Source organism: Pantoea stewartii subsp. stewartii, assembly GCF_008801695.1.
In the GTDB taxonomy this organism is placed as follows: domain Bacteria; phylum Pseudomonadota; class Gammaproteobacteria; order Enterobacterales; family Enterobacteriaceae; genus Pantoea; species Pantoea stewartii.
In genome coordinates, this window is the sequence record NZ_VZPF01000014.1 from 33,002 (window position 1) to 55,459 (window position 22,458).

17 protein-coding genes are annotated in these 22,458 nt (G+C 55.4%); 7 read left to right on the plus strand and 10 right to left on the minus strand.

Translation table 11 applies throughout. The annotated features are described in order from the left end of the window. Positions 1-22: 22 nt before the first annotated feature. The 3 genes from glnD (at position 23) to F7Q90_RS05670 (ending at position 4,186) form a co-directional block, all read left to right on the plus strand. The gene (glnD, locus tag F7Q90_RS05660; RefSeq protein WP_006117756.1) at positions 23-2,671 is read left to right on the plus strand and encodes a bifunctional uridylyltransferase/uridylyl-removing protein GlnD; all 2,649 of its coding nucleotides are present in this window, start codon (positions 23-25) and stop codon (positions 2,669-2,671) included. 80 nt (positions 2,672-2,751) lie between these two features. Then, entirely contained in the window at positions 2,752-3,576 is an 825-nt protein-coding gene (gene dapD, locus F7Q90_RS05665) for a 2,3,4,5-tetrahydropyridine-2,6-dicarboxylate N-succinyltransferase (protein ID WP_006117755.1), read from the plus strand. Positions 3,577-3,793: 217 nt separating this feature from the next. Next, entirely contained in the window at positions 3,794-4,186 is a 393-nt protein-coding gene (locus F7Q90_RS05670) for a DUF3461 family protein (protein WP_006117754.1), read from the plus strand. A 73-nt stretch (positions 4,187-4,259) separates the two neighbouring features. Here the strand turns inward: F7Q90_RS05670 and F7Q90_RS05675 are convergent, their stop codons facing one another. The 4 genes from F7Q90_RS05675 to dgt form a co-directional block, all read right to left on the minus strand. Continuing rightward, positions 4,260-5,477 carry an alginate lyase family protein gene (locus tag F7Q90_RS05675; protein WP_006117752.1) on the minus strand — a complete coding sequence of 406 codons (1,218 nt, stop codon included), beginning with the start codon at positions 5,475-5,477 and terminating at the stop codon, positions 4,260-4,262. Between the two features lie 31 nt (positions 5,478-5,508). Beyond that, the gene (locus F7Q90_RS05680; RefSeq protein ID WP_151160787.1) at positions 5,509-6,666 is read right to left on the minus strand and encodes a CdaR family transcriptional regulator; all 1,158 of its coding nucleotides are present in this window, start codon (positions 6,664-6,666) and stop codon (positions 5,509-5,511) included. A gap of 177 nt (positions 6,667-6,843) precedes the next feature. After that, a complete protein-coding gene (degP, locus tag F7Q90_RS05685) occupies positions 6,844-8,292 on the minus strand; it encodes a serine endoprotease DegP (protein ID WP_006117750.1) in 1,449 nt (482 codons plus the stop codon). Between the two features lie 133 nt (positions 8,293-8,425). Next, positions 8,426-9,916 (minus strand): dGTPase, encoded by a 1,491-nt coding sequence (gene dgt / locus F7Q90_RS05690; RefSeq protein ID WP_006117749.1) that lies wholly within the window; start codon positions 9,914-9,916, stop codon positions 8,426-8,428. A 92-nt stretch (positions 9,917-10,008) separates the two neighbouring features. Here dgt and mtnN point away from each other — a divergent pair, with 92 nt between their 5' ends. The 3 genes from mtnN to F7Q90_RS05705 all read left to right on the plus strand — a co-directional run bounded on the left by mtnN (position 10,009) and on the right by F7Q90_RS05705 (position 11,885). Next, entirely contained in the window at positions 10,009-10,707 is a 699-nt protein-coding gene (gene mtnN, locus F7Q90_RS05695; protein WP_006117747.1) for a 5'-methylthioadenosine/S-adenosylhomocysteine nucleosidase, read from the plus strand. Continuing rightward, the gene (gene btuF, locus F7Q90_RS05700; protein WP_006117746.1) at positions 10,700-11,512 is read left to right on the plus strand and encodes a vitamin B12 ABC transporter substrate-binding protein BtuF; all 813 of its coding nucleotides are present in this window, start codon (positions 10,700-10,702) and stop codon (positions 11,510-11,512) included. Before mtnN ends, btuF begins: the two co-directional genes overlap by 8 nt. A 121-nt stretch (positions 11,513-11,633) precedes the next feature. Further along, positions 11,634-11,885, plus strand: coding sequence for a hypothetical protein (locus tag F7Q90_RS05705; protein ID WP_006117745.1), 252 nt, complete (start codon positions 11,634-11,636; stop codon positions 11,883-11,885). A 29-nt stretch (positions 11,886-11,914) separates the two neighbouring features. Here F7Q90_RS05705 and erpA read toward each other — a convergent pair whose 3' ends face one another. After that, positions 11,915-12,262, minus strand: a complete 348-nt coding sequence (erpA, locus tag F7Q90_RS05710; RefSeq protein WP_006117744.1) for an iron-sulfur cluster insertion protein ErpA — start codon at positions 12,260-12,262, stop codon at positions 11,915-11,917. A 200-nt stretch (positions 12,263-12,462) separates the two neighbouring features. On the opposite strand from erpA, the gene hemL reads away from it, so the two are divergent. Continuing rightward, on the plus strand, positions 12,463-13,743 hold the full coding sequence (hemL, locus tag F7Q90_RS05715) for a glutamate-1-semialdehyde 2,1-aminomutase (protein WP_006117743.1): 1,281 nt from the start codon (positions 12,463-12,465) through the stop codon (positions 13,741-13,743). Between the two features lie 31 nt (positions 13,744-13,774). Here hemL and fhuB read toward each other — a convergent pair whose 3' ends face one another. The 5 genes from fhuB to mrcB form a co-directional block, all read right to left on the minus strand. Continuing rightward, the gene (fhuB, locus tag F7Q90_RS05720) at positions 13,775-15,754 is read right to left on the minus strand and encodes a Fe(3+)-hydroxamate ABC transporter permease FhuB (protein ID WP_006117742.1); all 1,980 of its coding nucleotides are present in this window, start codon (positions 15,752-15,754) and stop codon (positions 13,775-13,777) included. Next, the gene (fhuD, locus tag F7Q90_RS05725) at positions 15,754-16,632 is read right to left on the minus strand and encodes a Fe(3+)-hydroxamate ABC transporter substrate-binding protein FhuD (RefSeq protein WP_006117741.1); all 879 of its coding nucleotides are present in this window, start codon (positions 16,630-16,632) and stop codon (positions 15,754-15,756) included. The genes fhuB and fhuD overlap by 1 nt, the downstream gene beginning before the upstream one ends. A 10-nt stretch (positions 16,633-16,642) precedes the next feature. After that, positions 16,643-17,437: a Fe3+-hydroxamate ABC transporter ATP-binding protein FhuC gene (gene fhuC, locus F7Q90_RS05730; protein WP_006117740.1), complete on the minus strand. Its 795-nt coding sequence runs from the start codon at positions 17,435-17,437 to the stop codon at positions 16,643-16,645. Positions 17,438-17,476: 39 nt separating this feature from the next. After that, entirely contained in the window at positions 17,477-19,678 is a 2,202-nt protein-coding gene (fhuA, locus tag F7Q90_RS05735; RefSeq protein WP_006117738.1) for a ferrichrome porin FhuA, read from the minus strand. Positions 19,679-19,876: 198 nt separating this feature from the next. Then, positions 19,877-22,414 (minus strand): bifunctional glycosyl transferase/transpeptidase, encoded by a 2,538-nt coding sequence (gene mrcB / locus F7Q90_RS05740; RefSeq protein ID WP_006117736.1) that lies wholly within the window; start codon positions 22,412-22,414, stop codon positions 19,877-19,879. Between the last annotated feature and the right edge of the window lie 44 nt (positions 22,415-22,458).

Consider the following 22,458-nt stretch of genomic DNA (forward strand, 5'->3'; position numbering starts at 1 on the left):
TGGTTAATGATGAGAGCGTTGCATGAGCCTGTCGCAAGAAGTGAAAAACGGCCTGAATGATTCCCCTGGCGAGTGGCAAGACGATACGCTGACACGCGACGTCTTAAAGCAACGTCTGGAGGGCTTCCAGCAGCACCTGGCGGCGGCGTTTGATGCCGGTGAGCCTGTCGAAGATCTGATTCACGCCCGAACGCTGTTTATCGATCGCCTGCTGCGCCGTTTGTGGCGTTTTTTTGGCTTCGACAGCATGAAAGCCATCACGCTTGTCGCCGTCGGCGGTTACGGTCGCGGTGAACTGCATCCCCTTTCCGATATCGATATCTTAATTCTCAGCCGTCAGCCGCTGGATGAGCAGGCGGCGCAGAGCGCCAGCGCGCTACTGACGCTGATGTGGGATCTCAAGCTGGAGGTCGGCCACAGTGTACGTAGCCTCGAAGAGTGCCTGCTGGAAGGGCTGTCCGATCTGACCGTGGCGACCAATCTGATTGAAGCCCGAATGCTGACCGGCGATGTCGCGCTGTTTCTGGAATTACAAAAAAATGTCTTCAGCGATGGCTTCTGGCCATCATCCCGCTTTTTTGCCGCCAAAATCGACGAGCAGCAGGAACGCCATACACGTTATCACGGTACCAGCTATAACCTGGAACCGGATATCAAAAGCAGCCCCGGCGGGTTACGTGACATTCATACCTTACAATGGGTTGCCCGTCGCCACTTTGGCGCGACCACGCTGGATGAGATGTCAGGCTTTGGTTTCCTGACGGACGCAGAGCGCAGCGAGCTGAATGAGTGCCAGGCGTTTCTCTGGCGCATTCGCTTTGCCCTACACCTGTCTCTGCCACGGTACGATAACCGCCTGCTGTTTGACCGCCAGCTCAGCGTTGCCCGGCGCCTGAATTATGAGGGAGAAGGCAACGAACCGGTCGAACGCATGATGAAAGATTTTTACCGCGTCACGCGGCGCATCGGTGAGCTTAACCAGATGCTGTTGCAACTGTTCGATGAGGCCATTCTGACGCTCTCCACCAATGAAAAACCCTATGCCATTGATGACGATTTCCAGCTGCGCGGTAACCTGATCGATCTGCGTGATGAAACCCTGTTTGATCGGGAACCCCAGGCGATCTTGCGTATGTTCTATGTCATGGTACGCAATGAAAACATCAAAGGGATCTACTCCACTACACTGCGCCGCCTGCGTCATACACGACGTCATCTTGAGCAACCCTTATGCCAGTTGCCTGAAGCGCGTCGCCTGTTTATGTCGATTCTGCGTCATCCCGGTGCGGTCAGTCGCGCGCTGGTCCCGATGCATCGCCACAGCGTGCTCTGGGCTTATACGCCGCTCTGGGGCCACATTGTCGGGCAGATGCAGTTTGATTTATTTCATGCTTATACCGTCGATGAGCACACTATCCGGGTGTTGCAGAAACTGGAGAGCTTTGCCAATGAAGCAACGCGCCCGCAACATCCGTTGTGCGTTGAACTCTGGCCTCGCCTGCCACAACAGGAATTACTGTTAATGGCTGCGCTGTTACACGACATCGCAAAAGGGCGTAACGGCGATCACTCCGTGCTGGGTGCGCAGGACGCGCTGGCGTTTGCGGAGATGCACGGTCTTAACTCACGTGAAACCCAGTTAGTGGCCTGGCTGGTTCGTCATCATCTGCTGATGTCAGTTACCGCGCAGCGCCGCGACATTCAGGATCCTACGGTCATTCAACAGTTCGCCGAAGTCATGCAGAACGAGAACCGGCTGCGTTATCTGGTTTGCCTGACCGTTGCCGACATCTGCGCCACTAATGAAAGCTTGTGGAACAGCTGGAAGCAAAGCCTGCTGCGAGAACTGTTCTTTGCCACTGAAAAACAGCTGCGCCGCGGCATGGAGAACAGCCCGGATCTCCGTGAGCGTGTCCGTCATCACCGTTTACAGGCGCTGGCACTGTTGCGCATGGACAACATTGATGAAGCCCGCCTGCACCACATCTGGAACCGGTGCCGTGCCGACTACTTCCTGCGTCATACGCCGAATCAGATCGCCTGGCATGCGCGCCATTTACTGGAACACGATCTGCGTAAACCGTTGGTGCTGGTAAGCCCACAGGCTACACGAGGCGGTACAGAAATTTTTATCTGGAGCCCGGACCGGCCCCACCTGTTTGCCGCCGTGGCCGGTGAGCTGGATCGCCGCAATCTCAGCGTGCATGATGCGCAGATTTTTACCAGCCGCGATGGTATGGCGATGGATACGTTTATCGTGCTGGAGCCGGATGGCAGCCCGCTGGCTCCCGATCGTCATGCGCTGATCATTCAGGCGCTGGAACAGGCGATTACGCAGTCAGACTGGGTGCCGCCACGTACCCGCCGTCAGGCTGCCCGACTCCGCCATTTCAGCGTGGATACCGAAGTAAACTTTCTGCCGACGCATACCGATCGCCGGAGTTATCTGGAACTGGTGGCGCTCGATCAGCCGGGCTTGCTGGCGCGCGTCGGCGAGGTGTTTGCCGATCTCGGCGTATCACTGCATGGCGCGCGCATCAGTACCATTGGAGAACGTGTCGAAGATTTGTTTATTCTGGCCAATAGCGAACGCCGGGCACTGGATGAGGAAATGCGCCAGACCCTGCAACAACGGTTGACAGAGGCCCTTAATCCAAACGATAAAGTGTGACCCGCTTCAATTTGTGAACTTTCACTTTTTACCTGTGCTGGTCGCTGACCGGCACCACAAATGACAGATCAGGAAAAAATATGCAACAGTTACAGAGTGTTATTGAATCTGCCTTCGAACGTCGCGCTGATATCACCCCGACCAGTGTGGATACTGAAACCCGCGACGCGATTAATCAGGTTATCGCCAAACTGGACAGTGGTGAGCTGCGCGTTTCTGAAAAAATCGACGGTGAATGGGTAACGCATCAGTGGCTGAAAAAAGCCGTTCTGCTCTCTTTCCGCATCAATGACAATCAGATCATGGAAGGCGCAGAAACACGCTTTTACGACAAAGTGCCAATGAAATTCGCTGACTGGGACGATGCGCGCTTTAAAGCCGCCGGTTTCCGCGTCGTACCGCCCGCCGCCGTGCGTAAAGGTGCCTTTATTGCACGTAATACCGTGTTGATGCCTTCCTATGTGAACATCGGTGCCTTTGTTGACGAAGGAACGATGGTGGACACCTGGGCCACCGTGGGCTCCTGTGCGCAAATTGGTAAAAATGTCCACTTATCTGGTGGCGTAGGCATCGGTGGGGTGCTTGAGCCTCTGCAGGCTAATCCGACCATTATTGAAGATAACTGCTTCATCGGCGCACGTTCTGAAATTGTTGAAGGCGTGATTGTTGAAGAAGGTTCCGTTATTTCAATGGGCGTTTATATTGGTCAAAGCACCAAAATTTATGACCGCGAAACCGGTGAAATTCATTACGGACGCGTACCTGCCGGATCGGTCGTCGTCTCTGGTAATCTGCCGTCAAAAGATGGCAGCTACAGCCTGTATTGCGCGGTTATCGTGAAAAAAGTGGATGCCAAAACACTGGCCAAAACCGGCATTAATGAATTGCTGCGCACGATCGACTAAGCTTGTGGACGGGCTGCCTGACAGCCCGTCATCTTTTGTTTACAGCTGTTACGGGTAATGTTGTTTTTCAACGCGAACCAACGGGTGCGTTTACTTTTCATCCAGGTCATAATTCGCGCCAGTTAAATCCTGTTGCGCACTGATTCATGTTATTTATGTCTACAGTCATTAAGTCATGAACAATTCTGCGCGCTTATCATTTGGTGGAAAAAACGTTATGTATGACAATATTAAGAGCTTAGGCATTAGTAACCCCGACGATATCGATCGCTACAGCCTGCGTCAGGAAGCGAATAACGATATTTTGAAAATTTATTTCCGCAAAGATAAAGGCGAATTTTTCGCTAAAAGCGTGAAATTTAAATATCCTCGTCAGCGTAAAACGGTCGTCGCCGATAATGCGTCGCAGGGCTACCGTGAAGTGCAGGAAATCAGCCCTAACCTGCGCTATGTCATTGATGAGCTGGATCAAATTTGTCAGCGCGATCAGGTTGAAGTCGATCTGAAACGTAAAATTCTGGACGATCTGCGTCATCTGGAAGGCGTGGTGTCACACAAGATCGCGGAAATTGAATCCGATCTGGAAAAACTGACCCGCAGCGGTCGTTAATCCCTTCAAACGCACTATAGCCTGCCGTCCTGAGTGAGCGTCACTTTGTGCGGCGGGCCTTTTTTATGCCCTGCTACTCCTGCCGCAGCAACGCCCCTTCACGCAAGACATCTTCAGTCGCCTCACGCCAGTCAAACCGGTCAATCCAGGATTGATAGCGTGCAGAACCCAGCGCATTATCCGCCAGCATAAGCAGGGGAATGACGCGTCCGCTGTTACGGTCGCGCGTCTTCCATGGCCAGCGGCGCGCAGAATCACTAAACGGTGCCATATAATCCAACGCAGCCAGCAGCGAGCCGCCCTGTTTGCCAGAGTAGTGCCAGAGATCGTCCCCACCGCGCTGAGACGACAAGGCCGCTATCGCAGTCAGCGCCTGTAAATTAAAAAAACTGTAGTGAAAAGAGCGGGTGCGGGCCAGTTCAAGCGGCTGCGTGCCATCACGCGCTATCTGCCCACCGATCTTCGTTTTAGCCAGCGCCATCATGTCCCTCATAACGGCATCGTTATGCAGGTAAGCGGCAATCCCGGCCACCTGAACACAATACCAGCTACCGTGATTGTTGGCCGCATGCCGCTCCTGGCGCGCCAGCTTACTGGTTTGCAGCCAGGTAAGGTAGTCGTGGAACCAGCGCTGTAGCGCGGCCTCGTCGCCTGCACGCCAGCCAGGTGACTGACGCAGCAATATCAACGCATCAACAATGCGGGTGGCAAAATAACGCCCATCCAGTACGCCATCATGCCGGCCCGTGCTGATGCCCGGCACGCCTTGCGCAAAGTTAAGGTTGGGGTTCATGCGGCTGGCAGGATCGATAAACCAGTGACGGATCATCGATTGAGCTTTACTGGCATAGCGTACATCGCCCGAAAAGAACCAGGCCAGCGTCAGTGCCTGCACATCGGCACTAAAACGCGCAAAACGCAGCCCGTCTGTTTGGTTGTTTTTTGTGTCGGGATTCACCTCGCCATCCCGACGGCTCCACGGAAGCCCCGTTTTCTGCCGGGCGTCCGGCCACCAGTACGCGCTCAGGCTGAGATAATCGTGTCGCGAGCCGCTGGGGGGCACCAGACCTTTGTCCATGACGCTGGGATCGGGCTGCTTAAGCGCCTTATCCGCCTGCTGTTTCAGCTGTTGCCAGGCTTGCTGCGTACGTGGGCTTGCCTGCTGATTCTGGATGGTCTGCCGTGTAGTGAGCAAAGTCTTTGTCGAGAGAAAAATCAGTGTGTCCGCCGCCGCCGCCTGGCAGGTGAACGCAAGTATCAGTAAGCCACATCCCCAACTCAGTGCGCGCATCAGTCTGTCCTCTTCGTTTTTTCGGGCCCTGTCAGCCCTGCTCATCCAGTTGGATCGCGATGTACAACAGCAGGCGATCGTCGACCTTGCCCAGGTTGAGTCCCGTCAATTCAGCAATACGATTTAAACGGTATTCCAGGGTATTTCGATGAATAAAAAGCGCACGCGACGTCGCGCCGGGCTGCACGTTGTTGCTGAACCAGGCACTCAGCGTGCGTCGCAGCAAACCGTTGCTGTCCATGCTTTTTAGCTTTTCCAGCGGACGCGCCAGTTCATTTGACTGCCAGCCACCCCGTAAGCTGTCGAGCAGGACCGGCAGCATCAAATCCTGATAAAAATAGCTGCGAACCTCGGGCATACGCTGCTTTCCCACCGCCATCGTTGTTCGCGCAGTACGATATGAACGTGCAATGCTGCCCATGCCCGTAAAGAAATTGCCCAGCGCGATACGCATGCGCAGATGACCACTTTCCTTCATGCGCTGCATGAGCTGTTCGATCCGCCTGCGGTGATCGTGTTGATCATAACGTCCGTGTGCATTTAATGCCGGTTTCAGCACGACCATTTCGGTTAGTGAGACGATGGCAATCAGGTTATCCCGCGCCGGTGTCGTCAATAACGTCTGCAACTGCTGTAATTCTGACATCGCGCTGTCAACGCCAAGCTGCCCACTGTCCACTTCGATCACCGCCACGATTCGGGGCTGATTAAGATCGATGCCGAGGCGCTGCGCCCATTCGGTGAGTTGCGGGGAGATCGCGTCACTGCGAATGAGATTGAGCACCAACTCTTCCCGCAGACGGCTGTCCTGCGCCAGCATGTGCAACAGCCGCGCCTGCTCCAGCATCATCTCTGCGGCCATACAGACTAATTCACCATAGTGACGCAGCGCACCCGGCTCGCCCGTCAGACCAATCACTCCAACAATCATCCCGTCGATACGCAACGGCAGATTAATTCCCGGCCTGACTCCATGCAGCTGCCGGGCCACCGCATCGTCAATATCCACAATACGTCCCTGAGACAGCACTAACAATGCACCCTCATGTAATTCGCCGATGCGCTCCCGGTCACCGCTTCCAATAATCCGTCCTCTTGCATCCATAACGTTGACATTGCCATCAATGATTTTCATAGTGCGCGCGACAATTTCCTGCGCCAGTCGTGCGTCGAGATGACAGGTTGCCATCCTGTACTCCTGAGTCATAAAAAGGGGGAAAACAGCATAGACGCGCGATACCGGGAGAACATTGTGCATCTGCACAAGGCCCGGCAGGCATTAACAGAAATGCGGCGACCATCACATTTGTGCGCGTCGCCATAAAAAAGGCGGACCGAAGTCCGCCTGATAAACCGCTGCCTGTGATTACTGCGCCAGCAGATACAGTGAACTGTCTCCGCGCTGCACGTTCAACGCCAGTACCGGTGGCTTGGTATCGAGGATTTTACGCAGTTCGCCCAGATTGCTGACGGCCTGCTGGTTGACGCCAAGAATCAGGTCGCCTTTTTTCAGGCCAATTCTGGCCGCCGCGCTGCCCGCTTTCACGCTGTCAACCCGAACGCCTTTCTCTTTACCTGAATTATTGCTCAGATCCGCGCCTTCAATACCGGTGTAAATGGTGGCGGACTGCACCTTGTCCTGCGTGCTCTGCTGCAGCTGAACCGTCACATCCAGCGGTTTACCGTCACGCAGTATGCCAAGTTTCAGCGTGGTTCCCACCGGCAACGAGCCGACTTCGGCACGCAGTGAAGCAAAGCTGGTTAACGGCTTACCGTTCATCGACACAATGACGTCACCCGCTTTAATAACGCCCTTCGCCGCCGCAGAGTTCGGTACGACCTGACTGACGAATGCACCGCGTTGCGCATCGACTTTCATCGCCTTCGCCAGCTCAGAGTTAAGCTCGGTCCCCATAATGCCCAGCTCGCCGCGTTTAACCTGACCGTATTCCACCATTTGTGCCGTCAGGTTTTTCACCATGTTGCTCGGGATGGCGAAGCCAATACCAATATTGCCGCCGTCCGGTGCCAGGATAGCGGTGTTGATGCCAATCAGCTCGCCGTTGAGATTTACCAGAGCGCCACCCGAGTTACCCCGGTTGATGGCCGCATCGGTTTGAATAAAGTTCTCATAGTTTTCAACATTCAGGCCACTGCGTCCCAGCGCGGACACGATACCAGACGTAACGGTTTCACCCAGACCATACGGGTTACCAATCGCCACGGCGTAATCGCCCACCCGTAAATTGTCAGAGTCGGCCATCTTAATCGCGGTAAGATTTTTAGCACCTTCCAGCTGAATTAATGCGATATCCGAGCTGGGATCTTTACCAATCACTTTGGCATCGTAACTGCGACCATCGCTCAGTTTTACCTGAATTTTCGTCGCGTCGTTTACCACATGGTTATTGGTGACCACATAGCCTTTTTCAGCGTTAATGATGACACCAGAGCCCAGCGCTCTAAATTTTTGCTGCTGCGTATCTGGCGCGGCAGGGGCACCGCCACCGTCACCGCCCTGGCAAAGCGGTGAGCCCATGAATGGCGAACCGTCCTGGCAGAAAGGCGAATTATCGCCAAAAAATTGCTGAAACTGCTGCGGCATCCGTGGCGTTTTGACCGTCGTACTTCCTTCAACGCTGATACTCACGACTGAAGGCATAACCTTTTCCAGCATTGGCGCAAGGCTCGGCAACTGCTGGCTGTTGGTGGATGACACGGAAGAGGATGTTTCCGCAGCGAAAGCACTCACAGGGGTCAGTGCCATGCCAAGACTAAGCGCCAGGGCGCTTAACATTAACGAGGTTTTTTTCATTTTGGTATCTCACAATGATGGATATACTGACCATTGCTGTGGTCGAATGTTGAGATAAATGTTTTAGCGCGAAGTTCCTCTAAAAGTTTTAGGCAAAAGTAAAAATTTATTCGCGCTCTTTACAATTCTCGGGTTATTCCACCGCCATTAAGCGACGATACTCATCCCAGGCATAGAGATCCGTCATGCCACTAATGTAATCCTGAATCAGGCGAAAACGATAATAACGTTCCCATAACAAACGCTCATATTTATGCTCAACAACCAATGTACGCATTTTATACAAATAGGCTTTTCGGTGTTTACCAGACAGTTTATGGAACAGTCGGGTCTCTATGGGATGATGGCGTAAAAAGTCTTCATTTATCAGTGTGGTAAACGCTTCATAATTGAGCGACATCAGCGGCTGATATATTTCCAGCAAGCCCTTAATTACCCGATAACCCTGCAGTTCCAGTTGCTCAACTTCGGAATGATTAAACACCTGCTGGCGCGCCACGGTTTTAAAAATCTGTAATAAACGGCCCTCTTCACCTTCGTCTTCTAATAAAGCATGGTTGAAGTGCCCCTCGAATATGGCAGGCAGATTATCAATAAAACGTTTCACCGCGTAGGTGACCAAAACATTCTGAACATTGACCCGCAGCGACATAAAAAACTGATCGCTACGGCTACGGCGTTTTTTACTGCCCGCTTCGCGCCACGCTTCCCCCACTGTACGACTGAAGGCATCGTTATTATTTATTGTTCCCCAGGCCTTGCTGAGATATTCATACAGACTGTCCACGTTAAATATGGCTTTTTCAACGGCATCGTCTAAATCGGCAATACAATAGGAGATGTCGTCAGCGGCTTCCATGATATAGGTCAGCGGAAAGCGATGGTGTTCCGTCAAATTTGTGGCGGTGCGAAGCTCATCGATATATTCCCGCTCAGATAAATAGAAGCCCGGCTTTTTCATTAATACGCTAAACTGAGCCGGTTTTTCCCCCTGCCACCATGCGGGCGCGGTATATTTCAGGATGCAGGCTACCTGAGAATAGCTCAGGTTGAGTTGCAGCAGCGAATGCACCATGCGAATAGCCTGAGCATTCCCTTCGAAGTGGCACAAATCCTGACGAATCATGGCATTCATGCGATCAAAGTCCGCGCGCTGCGCCTCGTTTTCAACACCCGCAACCAGCGGATCGACCAGTTCAGCGGGCAGGTTATCTTCAAACCAGTCATTAATGGCGGCTTCGCCAAAATGCCCAAACGGTGGGTTACCTACGTCATGTAACAGGCAGGCCATTTCGACGAGGCTTTCGAACGCCCCTTCCATGTCATCCAGACCATATTTTGCCAGTCCGCCCTGCATCTTTAGCGTCTGCAGAATTTCTTTGCTGATATACCGGCCGGTTTGTTGCACTTCAAGCGAATGCGTCAGACGGGAACGTACGGCGGCGTTGCGCTCAAGCGGGAATACCTGAGTTTTTTGTTGCAGTCGACGAATTGCCGCTGAATTAATGATCCGCCCACGATCGCTTTCGAAATGGCGGGTAATAAAATATTCCCCCTGTGGATCTTTACGGTTGCTATAAGGGCGAGTGAAGCTGATCTTCTTCCTGAAATTGATCGTCGCCATAGCTGTCCCCTTATTTTTTCGTGAAATAATCCCGTCACTGCCATGATAGACTATGCCTGATATTGACATCCATTACATTAGCGAGACGTAAAATGAAAGCAGGCATCATTGGCGCAATGGAGCAGGAAGTTACCCTGCTGCGAGACAAAATTGAAAATCGCCAGACCCTGTCTCTGGCTGGTTGTGAAATTTACACTGGCACACTGAATGGTGTGGACGTTGCGTTGCTGAAATCCGGCATTGGTAAGACCTCGGCCGCTATGGGCACCACATTGTTACTGCAATTGTGCAAACCCGATTTGGTGATTAACACCGGCTCAGCGGGCGGCTTAGCCTCTTCGTTAAAGGTAGGCGATATTGTGGTGTCCGATGAAGTGCGCTATCACGATGCCGATGTCACAGCCTTTGGTTATGAACCGGGCCAGATGGCGGGCTGCCCTGCGGCCTTTACCGCAGACAGTAAGCTGATCGCCGCCGCAGAAGCCTGTATTCAGCAGTTGAATCTCAACGCGGTTCGCGGCCTGGTGGTCAGCGGTGACGCGTTTATCAATGGCGCAGCCCCTCTGGCCCGCATTCGCGCCACGTTCCCACAGGCGATTGCCGTTGAGATGGAAGCCACCGCTATCGGCCATGTCTGCCACCAGTTTAACGTGCCGTTTGTGGTCGTCCGCGCGATCTCCGATGTGGCCGATCAGGAATCGCACCTGAGTTTCGATGAGTTCCTGAGCGTTGCCGCTAAGCAGTCCTCCCTGATGGTGGAAAATCTGCTGGCCCGCCTGGCACATGGCTAAATCCCTGCTGTTTTGCTGGCTGCTGCTGTTTTGCAGCAGCCTGCCTGCTGCACCGCCCCGCGTCATCACCCTGGCTCCTCACCTGACTGAACTGGCTTTTGCCGCCGGCATCACGCCGGTTGCGGTCAGTGCCTGGTCGGGTTATCCCGCTGAAGCACAAAAGATTGAGCAGGTCGCGACCTGGCAGGGGATGAACCTTGAGCGCATTTTACAGCTTAAGCCCGATGTTGTGCTGGCATGGCCCGGCGGCACCTCATCCCGTCAGGTGGCGCAGTTAGTGCACTCAGGGATTCATGTGGAATGGGTCGCCACCTCGACACTGGATGACATGATTCATTCGCTGGCTGGATTAGCCCGATGGAGCCCGTCCCCCCAGCGTGCTACACAGGCCGCTACGCAACTACGCCAGCAGGTCGCAGCCTTGCGCCAACGCTACCGTCCGCAACCCCCCGTACGCGTTTTTGTGCAGTTTGGTCTTTCCCCCCTGTATACGGCGGCTAAAGCGACGCTGCAAAATGACATTATCGGCCTGTGTGGCGGGCAAAATATTTTTGCCGCAAGTCCGGTGAGCTGGCCTCAGGTGAGCCGGGAGCAGGTCCTGATGCGCCACCCTCAGGTCATTGTGACAACGGGCGGTTCGCAACAGGCTGAAACGCTTGCGCAGTTCTGGCGGCCACAGCTCAACGTACGCATCATTGCCATTAACGAGGACTGGCTCAGCCGTCCGGGCCCGCGTATCCTGTTAGCCGCAGAGCAGCTCTGTGAGGCACTGCATCCCGCCCCAAAGGCATCTTCAGGCCACTGAATATTGCCCTGCCGATTAAAGTAATCATTTTCACTGCCGTTAACGTTATTTAAGAGACGCGTGCCATGTAAGCCCGCCGTCCTTCTGCGCGATGCGCTTTTGACTACACCAGGAATTCACTATGACTAAAGCCCTGCTTCTGGCCATAGGGCTTGTGATCGCGCAGCAGGCGTTCGCGGGATCCACGACCGGCTCTATCAATGCCAGACTTGTTATCTATTCACGTTGCGAAGTCAACAGCGTGCGAAGCCCGTCTTCGCCACAGGTTGACTGCGGTCGCCAGAGCAGCGCACAGCCGCGCGTGACGCAAACGGTGCTGAAGCGTCAGGGAAGCCGCACAACGAACGACAGACTGGTGACAATAGAATGGTAAGAGGCCGCCCGGAGAGAGCGGCCTGATGATCAGATGCTGAAGGAAGACCCGCAACCGCAGGTGGTTTTGGCGTTCGGGTTGGTTACGATAAAGCGCGACCCTTCCAGACCTTCGGTGTAATCCACCGAACCGCCTACCAGATACTGCAGACTCATTGGATCCACCACCAGCGAAACGCCCTGCTTTTCAATGGTCATATCACCGTCGTTCATTTGATCGTCGAAGGTGAAACCATACTGAAAGCCGCTGCAACCACCACCAGTGATATACACACGCAGCTTCAGCGCCGGGTTATCTTCGTCAGCAATCAGATTTTTCACTTTGTTGGCTGCTGCGTCGGTAAACTGCAACGGCAGTGCTACTACTTCATCACTCATGAGTTACTCCTTAAACGTCCGGGTCAGAAAACGACCTCAATGTTGCTATTATCTGCCAGCGACCCGCCGCAATCAAGCGCTCAGCTTCGCACTCTGTGCCGGATTGACGCGGAGAAGTCGTACGCAGGGATATCTGGCTTTCGTCGGCCGCCCCTCTTCCGTAGAATAGCCCGAAATTATATGAACTGCTGGAGCCGAAAATGAGTAAGTCTGAAAAACTGTTCGCCGAAGCACAACGCCTGATCCCCGGCGGTGTGAACTCGCCGGTCCGTGCGTTTACCGGTGTCGGCGGCGTTCCGCTGTTCATTGAGCATGCTGATGGCGCCTGTCTGTATGACGCCGATGGCAAAGCCTATATCGACTATGTTGGCTCATGGGGGCCAATGGTACTGGGACATAACAACGAAGGCATTCGTCAGGCTGTGATTGAGGCAGCCCAGCGCGGCCTGAGCTTTGGTGCGCCGACCGAAATGGAAGTCACCATGGCGCAGCTGGTATGTGACCTGGTACCGAGTATGGAAATGGTACGCATGGTCAACTCCGGCACCGAAGCGACCATGAGTGCGATTCGTCTGGCGCGCGGGTTTACCGGACGCGATAAAATCATCAAGTTCGAAGGGTGCTATCACGGCCATGCCGACCACCTGCTGGTGAAAGCCGGCTCAGGTGCGCTGACGCTGGGCCAACCCAACTCGCCGGGCGTACCCGCCGATTTTGCTAAGCATACGCTGACCTGCACCTATAACGATCTGGACTCTGTTCGTGCGGCCTTTGAACAGTATCCCGCGGCTGTCGCTGCCATTATCGTTGAGCCTGTTGCCGGCAATATGAACTGTATCCCTCCGCAGCCTGACTTCCTGCCGGGCCTGCGTGCCCTGTGCGATGAGTTCGGTGCGCTGCTGATTATTGATGAAGTGATGACAGGCTTTCGTGTGGCGCTGGGCGGCGCACAGGCGCACTATAACGTGAAGCCGGATCTCACCTGCCTGGGCAAAATCATCGGCGGTGGTATGCCAGTGGGTGCGTTCGGTGGCCGTCGCGAGGTCATGTCCGCGCTGGCCCCGACCGGGCCGGTTTACCAGGCCGGTACGTTGTCCGGTAATCCCGTAGCTATGGCCGCCGGTTATGCCTGCCTGACACAGATTGCGCAGCCAGGTATGCATGACAGGCTGAACCGTCTGACTGAACAACTGGCTCAGGGGCTGGTTGAGGCAGCCAGACAGGAAAATATTCCCGTGGTGGTGAATCAGGTTGGCGGCATGTTTGGCCTGTTCTTTACCGATGCCGACAGCGTCACCTGCTATCAGGACGTGACACAGTGCGACGTGGAACGCTTCAAGCGCTTCTTCCACCTGATGCTCGAAGAAGGCGTGTATTTTGCGCCGTCCGCCTTTGAGGCCGGGTTTATGTCGCTGGCACACACTGATGAGGATATTCAGCACACCGTCGAGGCGGCCCGGCGCTGTTTCGCGAAGCTCTAATGAGAAAAGACCGGCTGAGCCGGTCTTTTTTTTAACGTGAACGGCGCAGTAGCCAGATAAAATAGGGTGCGCCCAAAAAGGTCGCCATCAGGCCCGCCGGAATCTGACTGGGAAAGGCCAGCATGCGCCCGCACCAGTCTGCGGCCACCATTAACCCGGCCCCCAGCACGCCAGACAGTAACACCTGTGGCAGCGCGCGGCGAAAGCCCAACATACGGGCCATATGGGGTGCCATTAAGCCGACAAAGCTCAGCGGCCCAATCGTCAGCGTGGCACAAGCCGTTAAGGCCGCCGCTAACAGCAACAGGGCGAGTCGTGAACCCGTCAGTGCCATACCGACAGACCGTGCGGTCATGCTGCCAAGTGGCAGAATGGTTAACCAGCGGCTGGCCAGTGGCGCTAATGCCACTAAAACAGCCGCACAACCTGCACTTTGCAGCGCCTGCGTAGCACTGATGTTGTAAGTTGATCCGGATATCCAGGTCAGTAACCCCGCCATGCGCGGATCGCCACTTGCCATCAACAGCATCAGAATGGTGACAAAGGCGCTGTTGAGTGCCATACCCGCCAGTAGCATACGTTCCGGTGAGAAACCACCACGACTGGCGACCAGCATGATAACCGCCAGCGTTATCGCCGCCCCCAGCGCACCTGCCGGCAACAGAAATGCCAGCGCGTTGCCGGGAACAAAGAACAGCATCATGACCACACCGCAGGCCGCGCCGGAACTGATGCCCAGCACTTCAGGACTGGCCATGGGATTACCGGTGAGACGCTGGATCAGGCTGCCCGCCACACCGAGCATCAGGCCGACCTCCAGCGCCGCCAGCACACGCGGCGCGCGCCAGGGTAATAACTGTTGCAGCATGTCGCCAGACGTCCAAACCCAGCCATGCGCATCACGCCCAAAGGCCAGACACAGCCATGTCAGTCCGCCCAGCATCAGCAATCCCACCAGCGTCCAGCGCCCGTAACGGTATCGCTCGACCGGCACGTTGTCCCCCTGATCCAGCGCAGGCGGAACGGATCCGGTTCGCAGGCGAGGTAACAGCGCCAACAGAATGGGCACGCCCAGCAGCGCCGTCACGGTTCCGGTGGAGACCTCGCGCCAGTGCGCCGTGAGCCAGAGTACGCAGGCATCCGCCAGCCAGAGCAGCAGTGCACCAATCAGGGGGGCCAGCAGCATGCGGCTCAGTAACCGCCGTCCACCCAGCAGCCTTGCCAGCAGCGGTGCAAATAAACCAATGAAGCCAATGATCCCCGCTACGCTCACCAACTCAGCACTCAGCAAGATGGCCAGAACCAGGACGGCCAGCCGCGTAGCGGACAGCGCTAACCCAAGATTTTTGGCGACGCCATCGTCCAGCCCCATCAGCGTAAGCGGTCTCAGTAGTGCCAGAGACAGCGCCAGCGCAAGCACCAGACGTGGCCAGAGTTGGGTAACGCTGTCCCAGCTCATCTGATTCAACGTGCCGGTGCTCCACAGGAACATATTCTGCAGTTGATCGTGGTTAAAGATGGCAAATATTTGGTTCACTGCGCAGCTGTACAGGCTGAGAACCAGCCCTGCCAGAATCAGCGTAACGGGCGACAGACGTTTGCACCAGGCCACGCTGAACACCAGCGCACCGACCAACAGCGCGCCACCCGACGCGGCGAACTGATGAGCCAGCGCCCCACCCGGCAGGTGCCATAAGGTCGCGACGGTCATTCCTAACTGCGCGCCGGATGAAACGCCTAACGTGCCCGGTTCGGCCAGCGGATTGCGCAACACCTGCTGAAACAGTAATCCGGCTAACCCCAGCCCTGCCCCCACCAGCAGCGCCAGTGACCAGCGCGGCAGTAAGCTGTAGTGAAAGACCATTTGCTCAATGTTGCTGCTGTCCGGTGTCCACAGCGCCTGCAACCACTGGTTCGTGGGCAGCGCCTGTTGCAGATTGATCGCGGTTAACACCAGCGCCAGGAAGAACAGCGTACCTGTCACGGCTAACGGGAAAAAACGATGACGCATTACGATTTCTTCAGCGCACGTTCCAGCACGCGAATAAAGTGCAGGGCTGACAAGGTCGCACCGTAGTACCACACCGCCGGAACGCGCTGGAAATGGCCGCTGTGAACAAACGGCATGGACTGCCATAACGGACTTCGCGACAGTTGCTGCATCACGGCATCATTGTCATGCTCGAAGCAGATCGCCTCTACGTCATGGAAAACGGCCAGCCGTTCCAGTCCAATCACGGCGCTGCCCCAAAAACTGGTTTCGCCCTGCCAGGCATTTTTCAGATTCAAAAGCGCCATCACTTCCAGGAATAAGCTGTTTTTACCGAAGGTAATAGCGTGGCGGCTGTCGAGTAGCGACATCAGCAAAATGGCCCGACCGGCGTGCGGCGCCAGACGCTGACGCGCCGCCGCAATCTCCGCATCCACCTGTTGCAGATGCGCCTCAGCCTGCGCCTCCCGTCCCAGTCGGGCCGCCAGCGCCCGCAATGAGGCCCGTGCGCGACTCAGCGGTTTGCCATCGCCATTGTGCAGGTCAAACCCCATGATCGGCGCAATGCGCCGCAGCTTATCTTTCGGTGGGCCGTAACCGTTCGAGCAGAGAATCAGCGAGGGATGCATCTGGGTCATCAGCTCAAGATTTGGCTCGGTACGTAACCCGACATCCACCACGCCCGCAGGCAATGGCGGCTGTCCCACCCAGACGTTGTAGTTATGCACGTCCGCCACACCCAACGGGTTCACGCCCAGCGCCAGGAGTAACTCGGTGGGCAGCCACTCCAGCGCAATAACGCGGTCGCTGTCAGGCTGTGCCGCAGGCGATGGGAAAGACGGGATGAGAGGCGACAACGCCATTGCCATCAGCAGGCGACGGCGATATAAATCCGGCATTATCGTATCCTTAACACACAAAACTCACCGGCGCACCGCCGCCAGGATGGGGAAAGATGCCCATTGGGATACCGTAAATAGCCTGCAACACATCTGCCTGCATAATGTGTTCTGGTCCACCTTCTGCAATCAGTTCGCCGCCGCGCAAGGCGACCAGATGGTCACAATAGCGAGCCGCCATATTAATATCGTGTAAGACGGTAATGACCGTTAAGCCATGTTCATGGCTCAGCGTCTGAACCAGCGCCAGCACATCCACCTGGTGGGCAATATCCAGCGCAGAGGTAGGTTCATCCAGCAACAGGCAGCGGCTGTTCTGAGCGACCATCATTGCCAGCCATGCACGCTGGCGCTCACCACCAGAGAGGCTGTCGACCAGCCGCGAGGCGAATGGCGTTAGTCCAACCCGCGCGATTGCCTGCGCGACCCGCTCGCGATCGTCCTGCGTAAAGCGCCCCAGCGCACCATGCCAGGGATAACGCCCAATGGCCACCAACTCACGTACCGTCATGCCTTCCGCAGCCGGTAACTGCTGCGGCAAATAGGCGACCTCACGGGCAAACGCTTTGCTGCTCCAGCGATCAACAGGCTGTTCGTTGAGCAGAACCCGCCCTTCGCTGGCCGCGTGATGCCGCCCCAGCATTTTTAACAGCGTGGATTTCCCTGAACCATTGTGCCCAATCAGCGCGGTGACTTTACCTGGCGTAAAAGCGAGAGAAACGGGATGAAGGAGCGTACGGCCCGGTACGCGAAAGCTGGCGTTATCCAGTCGGAAGGCGGTCTGTTGGTACTGCGGAAGCTGCATGGTTATCCCTGTAAACGGGCGCCGAAGCGCCCTCATCGATCAGAACCGGAACGTGGCGGTGCCGACAATTTGTCGCTCTGCGCCCCAGTAGCACGCGTATTCACGGTAGCAACTGGCAACGTAGTCACGGTTAAACAGGTTGTTAACGTTAACGCCAACCGTTGAGCCAGGCAAACCAAAACGGCCTAAATCATATTTCAACGCGGCATCGACGGTAGTGTAACCCGCGACGGTGAAGTTTTGGTTCACGTCGGGACCCGCACTGTATAACCCCTGTGTTTCACCCACATAACGGACGCCCGCGCCCAACGTTACGCCGGACAGCGCCGTTTCATGGAAGGTATAGTCGCTCCACAGCGAGGCCATGTGCTTAGGCACCTGCACCGGGGTTTTGCCTTTAAGCTGTGTATCTTCCGTATATTCAGCATCGGTATAGGTATAAGATGCGGTCAGGTTGACGTTGGCATTGAGGGCCGCCTTGGCTTCCAGTTCGACACCGCGAGAACGGATTTCGCCGCTCTGGATGCTGAAAAGGGTATGGTCAGGATCGGCTGTTAAATTTTTGGACTTAGTCAGTTCATAAATCGCAGCCGTAACCACGACAGGACGATCTTTCGGCACATATTTCACCCCCGTTTCGTACTGCTTAGCACGCGATGGGTCGAAAGGTTGCCCGCTCACTGTCGTCCCGGCCGTTGGGATAAAGGATTCGCTATAACTGAAATAAGGCGCGATACCGTTATCGAAAACGTAGTTTACGCCGCCACGCCAGGTGAAGGCCTGATCATGATTTTTGACTTCGGTATTGGTGTCGCGATTTATCGCAGATGTCATCGCGTAATCATAACGGCTGCCTAACGTCAGCACCCAACGATCCCACGCCATTTGATCCTGCGCGTAAAGGCCGGTTTGTTCCTGTTTGTTCAGATAACGATAGGGGAAAGGCGTGCCGTTAAGCGAATCATTACCATACTGAGGAGCAACCGCATTCAAAGGAAATGCTGAACCAAACGCTGCGTTGATATCATTACGCATGCGTTGATAATCCACACCAAGCAAAAGCGTATGGTCGAGTTGACCGGTTGCAAATTTTGCCTGTGCCTGGTTATCGACGGCGAACTCATTCAGTTTTTCGTCTGAAGTGGCATAACCTCGCGTGATTTCCTGGGTGGCGGCGTTAAATCCATTGCCATAAATGCTGCGGTAATCCGTCGTTAACTCGGCATAACGCAGGTTCTGGCGTACCGTCCAGGTCTCATCAAAACGGTGTTCAAAGCTGTAGCCGACCATTTTGGTGTTACGGGAGATGCGATTGCTCTTCTCCCCTTCATCAAAGCTGGTCGGCAGTTTGTACTGGCTGCCATCAGGACGCGTAATGGGCACGACCGTGCCTTCACGCGGTAACCAGCCGTAATAACCCGTGTCCGGTTCATTCTGGAAGTAGGTCAGCAGATCCAGACGGGTGTTTTCGTCTGGTCGCCAGCTGAAGGACGGCGCGATGGTGTAGCGCTTTTGCTTGTTGTTCGCCTGCTGGGCATCCTGGCTGCTCGCCAGGCCTGTCAGACGGTAGCTGTAAACGCCTGCGTCATCGATCGCACCGCCAAAATCAAAGCCGGTGGAGTAAAGATTGTGATTGCCCATCTGGAACTGCACTTCACGCAGCGTTTCCTGGGTGGGACGTTTACTGACCAGCGCGACCACACCGCCCGGGTTGCTCTTACCGTACAGCACCGACACCGGCCCGCGCAGCAGCTCAGCCCGCTCCAGGAAATAGGGATCAATAGCGAATTCCGAGTAGTTGTCGCCCTGCAGCTTTAACCCATCGAGATACTGGTTGGTGTTGGTTTCGCTAAAACCGCGAATTGACAACGCATCATAGACGCCTGAACTGCCGCGGTTACCGGTAAGCACACCCGGCGTGTAATTAAAGGCCTGCTTCACGCTGGTGACGCTGCGCATCTCCATCTCTTCCCGCGTCACCACAGAAACCGACTGCGGATTCTTTTCAATCGGCGTGTCCGTTTTGGTGCCGGTGGCGCTGTGTTTTGCGGCGATGGTGGGCGCCGGGCCCCACGCGTTTTCCTGCGCCACCGCACCACCGCCATTTGCAGATACCACCACCGTTTGTTCAGCGTAAGCCATTACGCTTGCGCCGCTGGTCACCAGGGCAATGATCAAAGCCAGAGGCCGACGCGTAAATACGCCGGATGGAGAAGCAAAAGGGATAGAACGCGCTGTCATGAAGGTGTCTCTCAAATGGGGATGATTAAGCGAATCGAAACGATAATGATTATTATAACGATTGGATAATATGCGAAGTCTCGCAATTTCTGCAAGCAGAATTCCCCGGCGTGGCGTCGTTTCACGGGCGATGGCAAGGGGTTTTGATGTGGAATAAAAAAAGGCACCGAAGTGCCTTTTTCATCCGCGTTTGACGGGTTATTTACCGAACATATCTTTTATCCAGCCGGCAACGCCGTTGCTGTCTTTTTGTTCCTGCTGTTGCTGCTGCTGTAACTGCTGCTGTTGCTGGTCCTGCATCTGCTGCTGTTGCTGCATTTGCTGAACCTGCTGTTGCTGCTGCTGGCAGAGCGCATTCGGATCCAGTGTCCAGACAGGCAGCGTGCGCCATGTGCTGCTTCCTGTACCGCAAACAAAGTTACCCGCAGTATCGATGTTCATCATCGTCACATCTTCCGGCGGCGTAAGCTGCAGCGGCATCGGAGCCTGATTGTCCAGGTAGCGGCGGTAAATCTGCATCGCCCCGCTGGCACCATAGAGTTTGGTCGGCTGGTTGTTATCACGGCCAACCCAGGTGATCGCCACTTCTTTACCATCAATCCCGGCAAACCAGCTGTCGACCAGATCGTTCGTGGTGCCGGTTTTCCCTGCCAGGTGCGCATTCGGGAAACGTGCCCCCAGCGCCCGGGCGGTACCGCGATCGACGACCTGTTGCATGGTATACAGCGTTAAATAAGCCGCCTGTGCCGGTTCAACGCGCTGCGCCTGCGGGAAGCTCTGATACAGCACGGTACCGTCTTCCGCGATGACCGAACGCACGGCTGACAGCTCTGCATGATTCCCGCCGCTGGCAATGGACTGGAAGGCCTGAGCCACTTCCACAGGCGTCAGGTTGAGTGCGCCCAGTAACATCGCCGGAACCGGATTCAGCTGATCTTTAGGCACACCCAGCTTCGTCCAGGTGTCCACCACCGCATTCAGTCCCAGCGTCATGCCCAGGTTAACCGTTGGCACGTTCATGGAGTTCGTCAGCGCATCGACCAGCATCACTTTGCCACTAAAGCGCCGGTCGTCGTTCATGGGTTTCCAGATGCTGCCATTCGGCTGTTTCAGCGCAATAGGCTCATCCGCAATCCAGCTGTTCAGGCGGTAAGTGTTGGGTTGGCTCAGCGCGGTCAGATAGGTGGCCGGTTTCGCCAGCGAGCCGATGGATCGGCGCGCCTGCAACGCGCGGTTATACCCGGCAAACTGCGGATCGGCCCCACCGACCATCGCACGAACTTCACCTGTAAAGCGGTCAACGACCACCATTGCGGTTTCCAGATCTTTCAGACCGCGCTGTTTTTTCAGGGTGGGAATACCGTCTACAACGGCTTTTTCGGCCGCATCCTGAGAAACCGGATCCAGGGTGGTGAAAATTTTCACGCCCGACAGATCTTTGACTTTGTCGCCCAGTTTTGCCTGAAGCTCATTACGCACCATCTGCATAAAGGCAGGCTGTGGCGTAATCACACCGCCTTTCGGCTGCACGCCCAACGGACGGGCCGACAGCATGTCGTACAGTTCCTGATCGATCACTTTCTGCTGCTGCAGCAGGCGCAGCACCAGATTACGTCGTTCCAGGGCCAGTTTCGGGTTACGCCATGGGTTATAGAGCGACGCCCCTTTCACCATGCCCACCAGCATCGCCTGCTGATCGAGACTCAGCTCGTCAACCGGGCGGCCAAAATAGTAGAGGCTGGCCAGAGGGAAACCGCGGATCTGATCGTTACCTGCCTGACCGAGATACACCTCGTTCAGGTAAAGCTCCAGGATACGATCTTTGCTGTAACGGGCATCCATGATCACGGCCATATAGGCTTCACGGGCTTTACGCCACAGCGAACGCTCATTAGTCAGGAACAGGTTTTTGACCAGTTGCTGGGTAAGCGTACTGCCGCCCTGCACCGCTTTTCCGGCGGTGATGTTCGCCAGGAAGGCACGGCCAATGGAGTACGGGCTGATGCCGTCGTGCTCATAAAAGTGGCGATCTTCCGTTGCGATTAAGGTATCCACCAACAGATCAGGGAAACCGGCACGGGGAACGAACAAGCGCTGTTCACCATTGGGTGACTGCAGCATCGTAATCAGACGAGGATCAAGCCGGAAGAAACCAAAATCACGCCCGGTTTCGACGTTCTTAATCTCACTCAGCTCATCTTTGCTGAATGTCATTCGGGCATGAATCTGCCCTTCTTTGCTGTCCGGGAAATCAAACGGACGACGCAGCAGTTCAATGGTGTTACCTTTGACCGAGAATTCTCCCGGACGCGTAATGCGCGAGACTTCGCGGTACTGCGTGCCTTCCAGCAGGGCAATCATTTCGCTTTTATTGTAGGCCATGCCAGGTTCGAGGCTGACCATACGACCGTAGACAGCAGCGGGCAGTTGCCACACTTTACCGTCAATGCGGCTGCGAATTTCCGAATCGAGGTATACGCCCCACGCGGCCATGACCACTACAAATACCAGGAACAGCTTAATAAACCATCCCAGCCAACGGCGTTTGCCGCGCGGCGGTTTTCCACCTTTACCTTTACCTTTACGTGGCACCGGCGCTTCCTCCTCGTAATCATCATCAAAATCGTCCTGAGCGACATCACTATCGATGTCTCTGCGCCGCCCACGGCGGGCGCTGTTGCGCGGTGGCAACGGTTTTCCTTTGCGCCCAATAGGTTCGCGATCGTTCCCAGACATTGGTTTCATTCTCCAGGCATAGCTTACGGCTGCGCCGCTACTCT

What these genes read in the sequence shown, in the direction of transcription:
- fhuA (WP_006117738.1), bottom strand. Translation starts at nt 19,678, where the DNA reads ATGACAGCGCGTTCTATCCCTTTTGCTTCTCCATCCGGCGTATTTACG.
- F7Q90_RS05705 (WP_006117745.1), top strand. Translation starts at nt 11,634, where the DNA reads ATGACTAAAGCCCTGCTTCTGGCCATAGGGCTTGTGATCGCGCAGCAG.
- degP (WP_006117750.1), bottom strand. Translation starts at nt 8,292, where the DNA reads ATGAAAAAAACCTCGTTAATGTTAAGCGCCCTGGCGCTTAGTCTTGGC.
- btuF (WP_006117746.1), top strand. Translation starts at nt 10,700, where the DNA reads ATGGCTAAATCCCTGCTGTTTTGCTGGCTGCTGCTGTTTTGCAGCAGC.
- mrcB (WP_006117736.1), bottom strand. Translation starts at nt 22,414, where the DNA reads ATGTCTGGGAACGATCGCGAACCTATTGGGCGCAAAGGAAAACCGTTG.
- glnD (WP_006117756.1), top strand. Translation starts at nt 23, where the DNA reads ATGAGCCTGTCGCAAGAAGTGAAAAACGGCCTGAATGATTCCCCTGGC.
- hemL (WP_006117743.1), top strand. Translation starts at nt 12,463, where the DNA reads ATGAGTAAGTCTGAAAAACTGTTCGCCGAAGCACAACGCCTGATCCCC.
- F7Q90_RS05670 (WP_006117754.1), top strand. Translation starts at nt 3,794, where the DNA reads ATGTATGACAATATTAAGAGCTTAGGCATTAGTAACCCCGACGATATC.
- fhuB (WP_006117742.1), bottom strand. Translation starts at nt 15,754, where the DNA reads ATGCGTCATCGTTTTTTCCCGTTAGCCGTGACAGGTACGCTGTTCTTC.
- mtnN (WP_006117747.1), top strand. Translation starts at nt 10,009, where the DNA reads ATGAAAGCAGGCATCATTGGCGCAATGGAGCAGGAAGTTACCCTGCTG.
- dapD (WP_006117755.1), top strand. Translation starts at nt 2,752, where the DNA reads ATGCAACAGTTACAGAGTGTTATTGAATCTGCCTTCGAACGTCGCGCT.
- F7Q90_RS05680 (WP_151160787.1), bottom strand. Translation starts at nt 6,666, where the DNA reads ATGGCAACCTGTCATCTCGACGCACGACTGGCGCAGGAAATTGTCGCG.
- fhuD (WP_006117741.1), bottom strand. Translation starts at nt 16,632, where the DNA reads ATGCCGGATTTATATCGCCGTCGCCTGCTGATGGCAATGGCGTTGTCG.
- dgt (WP_006117749.1), bottom strand. Translation starts at nt 9,916, where the DNA reads ATGGCGACGATCAATTTCAGGAAGAAGATCAGCTTCACTCGCCCTTAT.
- fhuC (WP_006117740.1), bottom strand. Translation starts at nt 17,437, where the DNA reads ATGCAGCTTCCGCAGTACCAACAGACCGCCTTCCGACTGGATAACGCC.
- F7Q90_RS05675 (WP_006117752.1), bottom strand. Translation starts at nt 5,477, where the DNA reads ATGCGCGCACTGAGTTGGGGATGTGGCTTACTGATACTTGCGTTCACC.
- erpA (WP_006117744.1), bottom strand. Translation starts at nt 12,262, where the DNA reads ATGAGTGATGAAGTAGTAGCACTGCCGTTGCAGTTTACCGACGCAGCA.